The organism is Lacunimicrobium album, assembly GCF_052161635.1.
Classification (GTDB): Bacteria; Planctomycetota; Planctomycetia; order Planctomycetales; family Planctomycetaceae; genus SXPC01.
This window is the reverse complement of the sequence record NZ_CP197413.1, coordinates 2,283,104-2,297,223: the sequence shown is the minus strand read 5'-3', so window position 1 is coordinate 2,297,223 and position 14,120 is coordinate 2,283,104. Positions and strand designations below refer to the sequence as shown.

The window sequence follows — 14,120 nt, the reverse complement described above, 5'->3', positions numbered from 1 at the left end:
TGCATAGTGCTCACATTCCGTCCCTTCTCCCTTGAGGGGGAGCAGCATTCCGTCCCTTCTCCCTCGAGGGGAAGCAAGGAGTTCGCTCTCGCCGAGAAGGCGAGAGTGAACGACGCGGTAGTCTTCTCAGGAATGGTGCCCGAAGGGCGGATGAGGGTGAGGCATAGGCACTAACCAACTCCCATTACCTCACCAGCCACAGGCAAAACTGTTCCCCACTTCTCAAAACAATCTCCCTTACCAAAACCAGGCCCAAACCCGTGATCAGCCGCAAACTTCAACCCGCTGCACTCAAAAGAACCGGCTCTCTGGTTCCCGCGATCGGCGTGATGCTGCTGGTCATCGGGGCAGCCATGGCGCTGGTCCTTGATCGCCTCTGGATCGACTCCGCTCAGGTCGAACTGCGGACCGCCGCTGAAGCCGCCGTTCTCTCCGCCGGGCACAAACTGCTCGACGACCAGACGCTGGTCAAACGCACGTCCAAAGCGGAAAACGCTTTCGAACTCATCCTCCAGATGCAGGCCCGCATGGCTGCTTCTGAAATCGGCAGCCAGAACCTGGTCGCCGGAAATCAGCTCCTTCTCGATCCCACTCCCGAAGGCGATATCCGCTTCGGTAAGATCGTTCTGAACACGGTCAATAACCTGCCGATGTTTCTCGAAACAGCCACTCACCCGAATTCGATCCTCGTCACCGCTTCTCGCCTTCGTCAACACGGTAACCCCGTCGCGGTCCTCTTCCAGGAACTCATCGGAACCACCGCTGCCGACGCCGTCGACATCGCCGAAGCCACCATCGACGACCGCCCGATTGGTTTTAAACCACTCCCCCAACAAAACATTCCCGCCCTTCCCCTTGCGATCCTCGGCGACGATCCTTTGGCAATCGTTGACCAGTCCTGGAAGACAATGATCGAAGACGGCGCAGGCCTTGATCTCTTCAGCTACGACGAAACAAAGAAATGTGTCGTCAAGAAGCCCGATGGCCTTCCCGAGATGATTCTCGATGCCAACTTCCACCCAGGCGACGATGACGACAAGAAAATCTTCAACGTCGTTCTCCTCGACTTCAACAGCGGCTGTAAAACCAACGCCATCGACCGCCAGATCCGCAACGGCCTGACGGAAATCGACCTCAAACAGTTTGACGGTCAGATCGACTTCCAAAAGAAGAATCGGACAGTCAACGGCAAGACAGAGCTTCCCGAGTCACTCCTGAAAAGCTTTGCAGCCGTCATCGGCCAGCAACGCATCGTCTTCCTGTTTGATCATCTCGCTCCCGTCTCAACCGACGAAAGCGAAGACCAGCAGGTCGACCTCGCCCGCCCCGCAGCGGTCCGCATCATGGCGGTCCGCGTCGAAGGCAACGGCGAGATCCAGCTCGTCGTGCAACCAACCGTCCTGACAAGTCGAACCACCCTCATGCACACCAGTCCCACCTGGAGCAATGAGGGTCTCAAATACAAAAACCGTTACGTCAAGAAACTCTACTTGAGCCAGTAACACACGATCCGTTTCCGAACCAGATTCATTATCCCCAATCAATCGGTCTGCCTGACATCCCCAGGAACAATTCCATGGTCTCAGCTCATCCTTCTAAAGTCGATGCCTCGTACTCCCAGAACCGTGCTGGTTTCCAGGAGCTCAAGACTCGCCTGCACCGTCAGATGGTCGACGCGATCGATCTGTCCAAAGCCGGACAGATGCCCGAAGACCAGCTGCGTCAGCAACTGCGATCCCTCGCCGAACACCTTTGCTCGCTGCAGAAAGAACGTCTCGCCGAATCAGACCGCGAGAAAATGGTCACCGAACTGCTCGACGAAATCTACGGCTTCGGTCCTCTGCAAACCCTGATGACCGACCCCTCGATCAGCGACGTCCTGGTCAACGGTTCGGACACCGTCTTCATCGAACGCCACGGCCTTCTCGAAAAGACAGATGTCCGTTTCGCCAACGACGAACACCTCCTGCGATTCATTCAACGCCTCGTCGGTCGTGCAGGTCGACGGATCGACGAAGTCAACCCGATGGTCGATGCCAAGCTGCCCGATGGCTCGCGTCTCCACGCCGTCATCCCGCCGCTGGCTCTCCGCGGACCGACTCTTTCCATTCGTCGTTTCCGCCAGCACGCAATCACCCTCGACGACATGGTGGCCTCTGGCACTCTGACCCGTCAGATGGCCGACTTCCTCATCAAATGCGTCCAGGGCCGACAGAACATGATCCTCTCCGGCGGTACCGGTGCCGGTAAGACGACAATGCTCAACCAGATCGGCCGTTACATCCCTCACTCTGAACGGGTCGTCACGATCGAAGAAACAGCCGAACTCCAACTGCAACAAAAAGACGTCGTCGGCTTGGAAACTCGTATTCCCAACGTCGAAGGTCACGGAGCCGTCACTCAGCGTGAACTCCTCCGTAACTCACTGCGGATGCGTCCTGACCGTATCATCGTCGGCGAGGCCCGCGGCCCCGAAGTTCTTGACATGCTCCAGGCCATGAACACCGGACACGAAGGGTCAATGAGCACCCTTCACGCCAACGACACACGAGACGCCCTCAGCCGTATGGAACTGATGGTCGCCCTCTCGGGAGCAGAACTCCCCCCCGTCGTGGCACGTCGTTACATCGCCTCTGCCGTCAACATCCTCATGCACATCTCACGTCTGAGCACCGGCGAACGCAAAGTCATGCGAATCTCCGAGCTTAGAGGTGTCAAAGACAATGAGTACGACATGGAAGACATCTTCGTCTACCGCATGTCGGGCGTCGAAAACGGCCGAGCCAAAGGCGCCTTCTACGCAACAGGCTACGAGCCTCAATGCGTCGGACGCCTCGCAGCCAAAGGCTTCGAAATCGACCGCGACCTCTTCGAAGCCAAAGAACTCGGCTAATTGCATCTCTCCTCCCCCTGTCCCTTCTCCCCCCGGGAGAAGGTGCCCGAAGGGCGGATGAGGGTCTGCAGGCACTACTAGACTCACACTCCCCCATCCAACTCCAGGCAAGACCTTCTCTTCCCTGTACCCCCGACTGACGTAGGACATCCCTCATGGCGACGACCAATTCCCCCGCCATCTCGATCACACCAAAGCCAGAGTTCGCAGGCATCCTCAAACAGCAGGAACGCTTCGCGACCTCGGACCGCAAAGACACGTCCAACCAGATCAACAGCTGGTTCGACCTCGTCATGGTCCAGTCGGGCATTGACTACGCACCAAGCTTCGTCATCTTCCTCTCGATGTTCTCCGCCCTCATCTTCGGCGGTGCAGCCTTCGTGATACAGGAAGACTTCCTGACGACCGCACTCAGCGCCATGGTCGGAGCCATCCTGCCACTAGGCGTCATTCTCAGTATTCGCGCACGACGTCAAACCGTCATGCTCAACCAGATGCCCAACATGGTCGACGAACTGGCCCGAGCCGCCAAAACCGGACGCAGCCTCGATCAGTGTATTCACCTCGTCGCCCACGATACTCCCAGCCCACTCGGCGATGAACTCAAAGACTGCTCCCGCAAAATGCGGATGGGACTCCACGTCGGTGATGCACTCTCCAACCTGACGGAACGCACCGGCTTGAGCAGCATGAAGATCTTCACCATGGCGATCTCCGTCCACCAGACAACCGGGGGTGACCTGGTCTCGGTTCTGGAACGTCTCTCCCGCACACTTCGTGACCGACTCCAGTTCCTGGGACGCCTCCGAGCAGCAACCGCCGCCAGCCGTGCAACCGCCATCCTCATGATCGCGATTCCACCGCTGATTCTCGTCTTCTTCATCTACCGCGATCCCAACTACTTCTCGACCCTGATGAATTCCAGCTGGGGCCGTGGAGCAACCTTCATGGGGATCGCGCTCGAAATCATCGGTGCCCTGTGGGTTCTTCGAATTCTCCAGACCAGCAAACGTACCTAGTCAACATCCTGTTCGTCATTGTCCTCCCGTTTCGATCAGTTCCCCGCACATCTCCTCTACGGATCCGCCATGTTTGACACCATCACGAACATCTGGACCAATATCCTGGCAGCCTGGACAGCCTACCCGCTGCTCCGCCTGACCGCTTACGCCCTCTTCGCTTATGTGATGTATCGCCTCCTGCGACGTGCCATCAATAAGCAGATCGCGCTCAATCAGGATCCAAACGCGCCCAAGCCGGCCAAGGTTGCTAAGCCAGTCAAAGCCGCCAAGGTCAAACCCGTAAAGGCACAACCACTCGCCTCGACGACGCCCGTCGTCGAACCAGCACCCGTCTCGTTCGCAACTCCCGTCGTCGAATCAGACGAACGCCTCTATACACCGCCACAACAGCCAGCCAGCTCCCAGGCTCACTACACCTTCTCCGTCTTCGATAACGACCACAACCAGGACCTCCCGCGCATCGAGCCCGGCGATCTCCCAGTCACGAACTCCTCCGACATGGCCTACGGCGGCGTCACTCCGATGCTCGCCTCGCTGCTGCCAGAATCGAATGAGCGGAAACGTGAAACGAAGAAAGAACTCCAGCACGCCGGCTATTACGAGCCACACGCCTACCAGAACCTCGCCGCATCACGCTATATCGGCGTGATGCTCCCGATCGTCGGTAGCCTGCTCCTCCTCGTCTTCGGACCTCCCGAAGCAGAGTTCATCGCCATCGGAGCCATGCTCGTTCTCCCGCTTCTGGGCTGGTCGCTGCCACGACTCTTCCTGCGTGGAAAAGCCAAGAGCCGTCTGGCCGAAATCGAACAGGGTTTCCCAGACATGCTCGACATGCTCAACATGTGCGTCAGCCAGGGTCTCCCGATTCTCCCTTCGCTCAAACGCGTGGGACACGAACTGGAAGATATCTATCCAGCCCTCGCCCAGGAACTTCGCATCACCTACGAACAAGCCGAACTCGGCAGCACCCAGCAGGCCCTCGAAAACTTCCGCGACCGTGTCGACCTTCCCGACGTCAACTCATTCACCTCGCTGTTGACTCAGACCGAGAGAATGGGAACCTCGATCTCAAACGCGCTGACTCAGTATTCCGACAACATGCGTGAAACACTGAAACAGCGGGCCGACTCGAAGGCCAACACCGCCACCTTCAAACTGCTGTTCCCCACCGTCCTCTGCCTGGTCCCTGCGGTCTACCTCTTCCTCCTCGGCCCAGCCATCGTCGACCTCTCCGAATTCTTCTACGGCGGCGGCTCCCAGGTCCTCACCGACAACACCAACGCCGTCTCCGAAGTCCTCCGCAACGAGAACTAATAGACGATGATTCCCCCCTCCCCGTGTGCCACGGCTGTGCCAGCCGTGCGATCGCGCAAAGAACTACTACTGTGAATAAACTCTGGACGACAAACACGCTCCACTCACACCGATCCACATCATAAATCAACGACCGCAACGCACCCCGTTGTCGACACGCCCCCTTCAGCGTTAAACTAAACCGAGTCACCCCACCCTGATCTCGCGTCGCTGAACAACAAGGAGCGTCCCATGTCGTGGCTTCCCAAACGCAGCATCGTCGTCCCCGTCGACTTCTCCGCCGACTCCAAGCACGCCATCGACCTCGCCCTCTCCATGCTCGACGACAGAACCGGCCTCCACGCCGTCCACGTCCTCTACCCGCTCGACGTCGTCTCCCCAGGCATCGAATTCGCCCCCACCGACGAATCTGACCGCGAAGAAGCCACCCGCGTCTTCGCCAAAAAGTTCATGGTCGAGTCAGGCTACGACGACCTCGAACTCATCATCCGCATGGGCGACCCCGGCACCGAAATCGCCCGCTTCTCCGACGAAGTCAAAGCCGACCTCATCATCATCCCCTCCCACGGCCACCACGGCTGGAAACACTTCTTCCTCGGCTCCGTCACCGAACACGTCATCCAACACGCCCACTGCGAAGTCCTCGTTCTAAGAAAATCCGACGCGACATAACGTCCCTTCTCCCCCCGGGAGAAGGTGGCCAAAGGCCGGATGAGGGCATCGCGCCAACAAGCCTTCTATAAACAAAAAAGACATCCGAAGGCGGTTATAAACTCCATTCTGAAGTCCCCTCCTCCCTTGAGCGGAGCGTCATTCCGTCCCTTCTCCCTTGAGGGGAGAAGGTGCCCGCAGGGCGGATGAGGGTGGGGCATAGGCACTGGTTCGCCAACATCCGCTCTGACCCGTCAGGCAAAGTCTTTCCACAGCGACCCCTCAACTCATTCCAAAAAAATCACCGACTTCCCACTAACTCTCCGACCCACCCTTCCCCGCCGTAACCTCATCCTTCACAACCCCCTCCGCTGTCCCCGACTTCTCCTGCACCACATCCGGATCACCAATCAAGAGGATCTTCCGAAACTGCACCGGCGAACCTTCGCTCTGCAGTCCGATATGCCCACTCGCAGGCACACACCCCCGAACTTCTCGCTGCTTGACTCCGTTGACGATCACCGTCACCGTCCCGTCCGCACTGCTGATGACACATTCATTCCACTGATTCGGCAGAAACGCGGACTGCTGAATCTGCAGGTCGACATCAGACTTCGCACCACCAATCGGCACCACATGCCCGGCCTTATTATGTTGCAACTGCACCTGCAACGCCTGCGGCCAGATCATGTCCTCATCCTGTGAAAACAGCAGAACCCCGCTGTTCCCGTTTTCCCCTTCCGGATAACGCCACTCAAATTTCAAATGGAACTTCGAGAACTTCTGCTTGGTCCGCAAATAACCATAAGGCTTTCCAGTGCAGATCAGACGAGCATCCTGATCCGCATTGTTCAATAACCAAGTTTCCTGTTTCGGCGTCTCAGCAGAGTACTTCTTCCAGATCTGCTCGAACTTCTCGGGCGACAGGAGATTCTGAACGTCCGGATTCGTTTCAAAATTCACCGGCATAACCTGCGAGGGTTTGCTCTCTTGACCGACTCCAGTCGTGGAACCCTGTGGAGAACTCAAAACAGACGACTGCTGAGTCTGGATCGTGACAATCTGCTTAGCCACTTGACCATCGTCCAACAGCGCCAGGACACAATCACTCGACCGCCGATTCCCCCGCTCCACCCGCGGTTCACGCCCCAGCACATCCGACGACAAGCCACCCGCCATGAACATCGTCCATGACGCGATAAAGAAGACCTGCCCAGCCATTCGGCTCAGCTGGTCGATTCGACGATAGCCGCACTGAATCCTCGCGTGCATGCAATTCGTTTCAAAAAAGACTTTTTGAAAGGCCCTTGAGCCTCCTTGGACTGGCCGTGCACCTCAAGGGGAGTATTCAACCGTATCGACTTCCCGCACACGACGCAACTCTCAACCACCTCCCGCGCCAACTCATCCGTTCAGGTCACGAAAGCAGCTCGCCCACTGACCGAAATTCTCCTCGACATCCACCTGCACCGACGCCAGCTGACTCACCAGTTCCGCAGGCTGTTCCTGCAGCCACTCATCCAGCATCCACCGGGCAATTTCTTCCGCCGTCGTGTTGATCACCGGCAGAATCACACACTCTTCCAACGGGAAAACCCAGCGTCGATCTTCAAACTTCACCTCGACCTCATGCTCGCTCGTCACAACCTTGATCGTCGGATGACTCAACGGCAAAAGCATCCGGTGATCCAGTCGATCGACAATCTTCTGCAGCCCATCGCGCAGCGCGATGAAATCATAGACATACTGATTCTGATCCAGAGGCCCCCAGACCTCCGCAGCGACGCGCCAGTTGTGCCCATGCAGCCGCTCGCAGATCCCTCCCGCAAAAGTAATAAAATGCGCCGCCGAAAAGACCAGATGATCCTTCGTGACTCTCACCCGAAACCTGTCCTTCGAAGCAGAAGTCATCCGAACTGCCCTCCCTTCTCACGACAGATAGTCTTGAACCAGCTCACCTTCTCCGCAGACACCGGCAGCATCCCCATCAAGATCCCCGCCAGCAATGTCGCCGCGACCAGATCTGCCGTCGTCCCTGGATTAAGCGTATTGCCATCGGCCCTCAGATAAACATCAAACTCCTTCTGCAGCGTCTGGCTCTCCAGCGTATGTGGCCATCCCGCATCGAGAATTGCCGTCGCTTTCTGCGTCACTTCATACGACGTCTGTCGATCCGTCTTGCGCGAGATCAACGTGTCCGGCAGACTCGACAGCAAATGCAGAAACAACCCGGTTACATTCTGCTCCCAGTCTTCCCAGAAGTCTTCCGACGTCATCTCCAGCCATGGCAGCCCATTCCGACGCACCACCGTAAACCCCGTCGCATACTCCGCCGCAATCGCATCCCGATCGGCCGCTAACCTCATGACAGCCAGCAGTGTTTCCGTCGGCTCCTGCGAAACATCCTGGCTTGGAGTCGTGCTCAATCCCCCCGGCTTCATCGTCCGAATCGCTTCGTAAACAGCCTTGGCGTCCTCAACGGTCAACCCATCGAGCACATCATCCAGATGCTGCTCAATCCCCCCTCGACGATGTGCAACCACCAGCGGAGCCATCAACAGAATAATCCCCAGGTTGACGTTCTTGCTGACCTGCTCATCAACCGCCTTCGCAGCCGCCAGCACCAGTTCCCCCACGCCCCCGGTGTTCTCCCCCATCGCATGCCCAATCAACCGGGCAGCCACCACGAAGTCCTGATAACTCAAATCCACAAACGAAGCCGTCGGATGCACATTCCCCGGCTTCGCCGCCGTCGCTTCCAACAGACACGCCAATTCAATCCGCTCAGCCAGATTCACATCAGTACTCGCAATAGGGAAGGTCATGAGCAGCAGTTTAGCAATTACCACAACCCTCTGTCCAAAGCACAACACCCGACGTTATCGTACATTCGCAAAGTTCGCTCTTTCCTCTTCTTTCCCTTCTCCCCCGGGGAGAAGGTGGCAGCACAACACCTCAGGTGTTTACTAAACACAGTGCTGACGGATGAGGGACCTCTGCGAATTTCCCACAGCCTTCAACCCCAACTCTCCCGAGACATCATGCCAAACCCCCGCTACCACCTCACCCACCTCTCCGATCTCCCACCCGTCCCCTGCCCCTGCGGCGAAGCCCGTCGCGCCTTCACCGAAGACCCCGACCAGACCGCCTCCACCCACCTCGTCACCATCTCCATCAACGCCCGCACCCACTACCACAAACACCACACCGAGATCTACTACATCCTCGAAGGCCACGGCGAAATCGAACTCGACGGCAACCGCCACCCCATCAAACCCGGCGACTCCATCCTCATCAAACCCCACTGCCGACACCGCGCCATCGGCACACTCAAGATCCTCAATACCTCCATCCCCACCTTCGACCCGGAAGACGAATGGTTCGATTGACCCGTCCTCATTCCGGCTGACTAAACTGCTTCCAGGTCAGTAGACAGACAAGAAAGAATTTCCGCTCATCGTCGGAGGTCGGAATGTTCTCGAAATCTTGAATGGCTTTGCGAATGTCAAGAATATCAGCTTTTACCAATGAGCGTTCAAATCGCTGTGAAAGATCGTAGTCTGCCTGATGGCGTTTTTCCTGCATGTCTTTGAAGAGTCTGGCGACTCGTATAATTGCAGCATGCCGCACCTGATAAACCACTTTACCGTTATGCTTTTGAAGTGAAGCATTGGGAAGAGGCATGAACAAGGGCTTCTCAAAGCTTCCCTGCGCGAATGTTCGACAGGAATCTTTCATCGCCTTATGAGAATATGCACGTGCTGTGACAGCGCGATAACTCACCATAAGTGGCTGCGAACCCAGCAGTTGTTGCGTACTGAGATCAATGAGCAAATGAAATAAGACATAATAACTTGCCGAGACGGCCCGTCTCAGGTCTGCCTGTCGTGGCTTACGTTGACCAGCACTTGCCAGTGATTCTGCCTGATCCAGTAGATGAGAGCTAAGTGTTTTCATTGTCCTCATCGTCGTCAGTGCTGTCTTCGCCATCGATATGGATGCCAAAGTAGGGGAATAGTGTAATCCCCTCGTTCTTAATTCGCTCCCAGATCAATTCTTTGATGCTCGAAATTTGATCGCCGGTCATGGCGTCGATATCGGTCCCTGCTTTCAAATTGACAGTCACCCATAACGATTCTTCCTGGTCAAAGTCCCAGTACGGTCGGATATCAACCGTCGAGACGGGCTCCGGAAACGGAGGCTGCTCTAACTTTTCAAGCACTTTCATATTCATGAGATTTTCCTTTGGATAGTCACATTAGTATCCCCCTGTCCTGGCAATCCCGCAAGCACAAAAAAAGCCCCGGAAGGTTTCCCCGCCGAGGCTTCTTCTATCTTCAGGCCAAAGCCAATTAGGCCATCGCCAGTTTCTCTTCTTTTTCCTTACGACGACGAGCAACAACTTCTTCCTGGATGCTCTTCGGTGCCTGACGGTAGCAGAGGAACTCCATGGAGAAGCCACCCTTACCTTGAGTCATCGAGCGAAGTTCGTTCGCGTAATCGAACATCGATGCCAACGGCACTTCTGCGTTGATCACGCATGTTCCAAAACGAGTGTCAGAGTTCGTGATGAGACCACGTTTACTGGAAAGGTGGCCGGTCACCGAACCTTGATATTCTTCTGGAACTTCAACTTCCAGGTTCATGATCGGCTCGAGCAAAGCCATACCGGCTTCGCGGAGCATTTCACGCATACAGTTGAAACCGCAGATTTCGAACGCCATTTCCGACGAGTCGACGTCGTGATAGCTGCCGTCCTGCAGTTGAGCCTGAACGTTCACCACTTCACACTCACACAAAGGTCCCTTGACCAGAGCGCGACGGAAGCCCTTCTCAACAGGAGCGATGAATTCCTTAGGAATACGCCCCTGAGAAACTTCGTTGACGAACATGAACGAAGACTCGGAGTTTTCCGGAGCAGGCCCGATCACGCCTTTGACGTGAGCGTACTGACCAGAACCACCCGACTGCTTCTTGTGCTTGTAGTCATAAGTGACGGCTTTCGTTGGTGTTTCACGATACGCCACGCGAGGTTCGCCGACGATCGTTTCACACTTGTATTCACGCTTGATACGTTCGATGTAAACGTCCAGGTGCAACTGTCCCATCCCGGCGATCAGGGTCTGTCCGGTTTCTTCGTCGGTCATGACTCGGAACGTCGGGTCTTCGCGACGGAAACGCTCAAGGGCCTTACCGAGCTTATCGGCAGAACCACGGTCAGCTGGCTCGATCGACAGACGGATAACAGCCTCAGGAACATAGATGTTTTCCAAAGCGTAGTTCACGCCTTCGCCGCAGAACGTATCCCCCGATGCACAGTCAATACCGACAACCGCGATGATGTCACCAGCACCGGCTTCTTCGATATCAACCCGATCGTTGGCGTGCATACGCACCAGTCGTCCGAAGCGGACCGACTTGCCCGTACGTGTATTGCGATACGATTCGCCCTTCTTGATCTTACCCTGATAAATCCGGGTATAGGTCAACTGGCCGAACTGCTCGACAGTGATCTTGAACGCCATCGCAACCAGAGGAAGTTCGTCTTCAGATTTCAGGATGACCTTGAAGTTGTTGCCGTCCTGAGCTTCTGCAGTTTCTTTTTCCTTGGCCTGCATCGCATTGATGTCGATGGCCTTGTTGTCAATTTCTGGTGGGCTTGGCAGGTAACGGCAGACTGCGTTGAGCAGTTCCTGGACCCCGTTGTTCTTGAACGCCGAACCCATCAGAACGGGCACGATCTCGCGAGACAGTGTCGTCTTGCGGATCAGAGCATGGATCTTGTCGACAGGAACTTCTGCTTCTTCGAGCAGCATTTCCATCAGTTCATCGTCATACAGCGAGAGGGCTTCCAGCATCTCGGCACGACCGGCTTTGGCTTCGTCAAGAAGCTCAGCTGGGATCGGCTCGTAGCGGACATTTTCGCCTTTCTCACCATCGAAGTAGACAGCTCGCATTTCGATGAAGTCGATCACACCCTTCAGGTTCGACTCCAGACCAACGGTCATTTGGAGCGGAACAGGAGTGATGTGCAGCTTCTCGCGGATCTGCTTGATGACGCTCTTCGGATTGGCACCCGTACGGTCGCACTTATTAATGAACGCCAGGCGAGGAACGCCGTAACGCTTCATCTGACGGTCGACGGTCAGAGACTGGCTCTGCACACCACCGACCGAACACAGCACGAGGATCGCACCGTCCAGCACGCGGAGAGAACGCTCCACTTCGACCGTAAAGTCGACGTGACCAGGCGTATCGATGACGTTGATCGTGTAGTCATCGCCATTCGGGGTGTCCCAGTGGACTTGGGTCGCAGCAGACGTGATCGTAATACCGCGTTCACGCTCGAGGTCCATGTGGTCCATGGTCGCGCCATCGCCGCCGCCTTTGACTTCGCCGATCTTGTGGATCTTGCCACCGTAAAACAAGATCCGCTCGGTCAGGGTCGTTTTACCCGAGTCGATGTGGGCGGAAATACCGATGTTACGAACGAAATCCAGTTTCATTTCACGTATCCAAAAAACGTGTCAAAAAGTCCGACGAGAAAATCCGAGTCAGAATATTGTTGTCCGTGCACTCAGAGCACAGATCAACCATTATCGCAAAGGGCAGTCGGGATTAAGACGGGAACAGAGTTCCGCATCCCGACAGTTTTCACTTCACAGCCGTCAACCGGGGCCTGCGCCCGGCGATGAAGTTGGGCATCGTAGCTTTCGGCCTGTACTGAGGGAAGTGAGAATCCTGAAATTATGGAAATGCAAGCCCTTGCGGTCAAGAGTCCCCGCCTGAATCCTTCTCAACCACGTGAAAGGTCGCCGCACGCGGAGCAGCGATTCGCTCTAGAACGCTCTCGAAAAAAGTGTCAGGAACCCTCGATGATAAGCCCGTCTTGATTCTACTTCACATCCCCGACGGCCAACCCGAGTTCATTCTCTGGTGTTGGATCGATCATCATCGGCGGCACATCAACCATCGGCTCATGCTTCACCGGCGCCGGGGCCGACTGCAAAAAGAACGACAGCACGATCGACGTCACCCCAAACCCCATTCCAATAATCCCCGCGACCCAGTAATTCGTCAGCGGCCCGCCTTTGAACTGCTCTCCAATCACCGCCCCCGAGATCAACGGCCCGATCGCCGTCCCGAAGTGCGTCGTCGCCGTTGACAGATTCATAAACGCCCCGCGCAGCGTCGGGTCCGCACTCCGCAGGATCATCGCTTGCGCCGGCACCATCCGCCCCGACGCGAGCACCATAAACGCCGCTGTCACAACGATCCCGACCGCCAGATTGATCGTCGGCAGGTTCGTCGTAATCGCCGTCATGATGACTGCCCCTGTCCCCGCCATCAGAAATGTCTTGTGTGGCCCGATCTTGTCCGTCAGCCACCCGGTCGCATTCACCATAAACAGCGTGCAGATCCCTGCTGCCGCGTAAACGTAAGGAATGTCGTCCTCCGTCAGCCCGCAGTTCGCGACATAAAACGGGGCAATAAACGGGACGATAATAAACGTCCCCAAGACCGTCGCGAGCATAAACGCCAAAGACCACAAATGGTTCGGCTGCTGCACGACCGCCCCAAACTGCCGAAACGGATTCGCCGGACGCCCCACACGATGTCCTGTCAACGAAGGCAGTCGCATGAAGATCAACATCCACACGAACACACCCAGAATCGCGATCGCCAGAAACGGGGCATTCCAGCTGTCATACCGATTCGCCAGCATCAACCCAATCGGCAGCCCGATCGTCGAAGCCACCGCAAACGATGACATCACCGCCCCGATCGCCCGCCCACGTAACGCTGGCGGAAAAACATCCCCAATAATCGCCATCACCCCCGACGCAGCAATCCCGCCAAACAGCCCCGCGAACCCGCGAGCAATCAGCAAGTGCTCATAATCCTTCACAATCCCGCAGTACCACGTCGCCACGATAAACCCGCCAAACGACGCCAGCATCATCGTCCGTCGATCCAGACGGTCCACAAAGCTCGACGCGACGACCCCCGCAATCACCGCCGCAAACCCATACGCAGAAACAACATAGCTAAATAACTGCGGCGTGATTCCCAAATCAGTCCGCAGCGTATCCCCCAGCGGCATGATGATCACAAAATCGAGGATGTGTGTGAAATTCACCGCTGCTAACAGCAGGATCAGCGACCAGTCACCCAGCGTCAATTGTGTGCGGCTGGCCGACTCGGGAACATGAGAAGTCATGCGATATGCGTTCTTTGGA

Annotated in this window: 13 protein-coding genes; 6 read left to right on the top strand and 7 right to left on the bottom strand. The window is 56.4% G+C overall.

The features are described 5' to 3' along the window. Positions 1-260: 260 nt before the first annotated feature. From SH248x_RS09115 to SH248x_RS09095, 5 genes are all read left to right on the top strand, one after another. The gene (locus tag SH248x_RS09115) at positions 261-1,502 is read left to right on the top strand and encodes a hypothetical protein (protein ID WP_459558221.1); all 1,242 of its coding nucleotides are present in this window, start codon (positions 261-263) and stop codon (positions 1,500-1,502) included. 74 nt (positions 1,503-1,576) lie between these two features. Continuing rightward, complete coding sequence (locus SH248x_RS09110) at positions 1,577-2,893, top strand: CpaF family protein (RefSeq protein WP_459558220.1); 1,317 nt, start codon at positions 1,577-1,579, stop codon at positions 2,891-2,893. A 155-nt stretch (positions 2,894-3,048) separates the two neighbouring features. Continuing rightward, a complete protein-coding gene (locus SH248x_RS09105; protein ID WP_459558219.1) occupies positions 3,049-3,912 on the top strand; it encodes a type II secretion system F family protein in 864 nt (287 codons plus the stop codon). A gap of 69 nt (positions 3,913-3,981) precedes the next feature. Beyond that, complete coding sequence (locus SH248x_RS09100) at positions 3,982-5,229, top strand: type II secretion system F family protein (protein ID WP_459558218.1); 1,248 nt, start codon at positions 3,982-3,984, stop codon at positions 5,227-5,229. A gap of 231 nt (positions 5,230-5,460) precedes the next feature. Beyond that, the gene (locus SH248x_RS09095) at positions 5,461-5,901 is read left to right on the top strand and encodes a universal stress protein (protein WP_459558217.1); all 441 of its coding nucleotides are present in this window, start codon (positions 5,461-5,463) and stop codon (positions 5,899-5,901) included. A 294-nt stretch (positions 5,902-6,195) separates the two neighbouring features. On the opposite strand, the gene SH248x_RS09090 is transcribed toward SH248x_RS09095, so the two are convergent. From SH248x_RS09090 to SH248x_RS09080, 3 genes are all read right to left on the bottom strand, one after another. Next, positions 6,196-7,152: a 3-keto-disaccharide hydrolase gene (locus tag SH248x_RS09090; RefSeq protein WP_459558216.1), complete on the bottom strand. Its 957-nt coding sequence runs from the start codon at positions 7,150-7,152 to the stop codon at positions 6,196-6,198. Positions 7,153-7,284: 132 nt separating this feature from the next. Further along, positions 7,285-7,791 (bottom strand): 6-pyruvoyl trahydropterin synthase family protein, encoded by a 507-nt coding sequence (locus SH248x_RS09085; protein ID WP_459558215.1) that lies wholly within the window; start codon positions 7,789-7,791, stop codon positions 7,285-7,287. Then, on the bottom strand, positions 7,788-8,705 hold the full coding sequence (locus SH248x_RS09080) for a triphosphoribosyl-dephospho-CoA synthase (protein WP_459558214.1): 918 nt from the start codon (positions 8,703-8,705) through the stop codon (positions 7,788-7,790). Before SH248x_RS09080 ends, SH248x_RS09085 begins: the two co-directional genes overlap by 4 nt. A gap of 216 nt (positions 8,706-8,921) precedes the next feature. On the opposite strand from SH248x_RS09080, the gene SH248x_RS09075 reads away from it, so the two are divergent. Beyond that, positions 8,922-9,269 (top strand): cupin domain-containing protein, encoded by a 348-nt coding sequence (locus SH248x_RS09075; protein ID WP_459558213.1) that lies wholly within the window; start codon positions 8,922-8,924, stop codon positions 9,267-9,269. 7 nt (positions 9,270-9,276) lie between these two features. Here the strand turns inward: SH248x_RS09075 and SH248x_RS09070 are convergent, their stop codons facing one another. From SH248x_RS09070 to SH248x_RS09055, 4 genes are all read right to left on the bottom strand, one after another. Beyond that, on the bottom strand, positions 9,277-9,870 hold the full coding sequence (locus tag SH248x_RS09070) for a hypothetical protein (RefSeq protein WP_459558212.1): 594 nt from the start codon (positions 9,868-9,870) through the stop codon (positions 9,277-9,279). Continuing rightward, entirely contained in the window at positions 9,824-10,114 is a 291-nt protein-coding gene (locus SH248x_RS09065; protein ID WP_459558211.1) for a hypothetical protein, read from the bottom strand. The genes SH248x_RS09070 and SH248x_RS09065 overlap by 47 nt, the downstream gene beginning before the upstream one ends. Before the next feature lie 118 nt (positions 10,115-10,232). After that, positions 10,233-12,386 (bottom strand): elongation factor G, encoded by a 2,154-nt coding sequence (fusA, locus tag SH248x_RS09060; RefSeq protein ID WP_459558210.1) that lies wholly within the window; start codon positions 12,384-12,386, stop codon positions 10,233-10,235. Positions 12,387-12,775: 389 nt separating this feature from the next. Continuing rightward, positions 12,776-14,101: an MFS transporter gene (locus tag SH248x_RS09055; RefSeq protein ID WP_459558209.1), complete on the bottom strand. Its 1,326-nt coding sequence runs from the start codon at positions 14,099-14,101 to the stop codon at positions 12,776-12,778. Between the last annotated feature and the right edge of the window lie 19 nt (positions 14,102-14,120).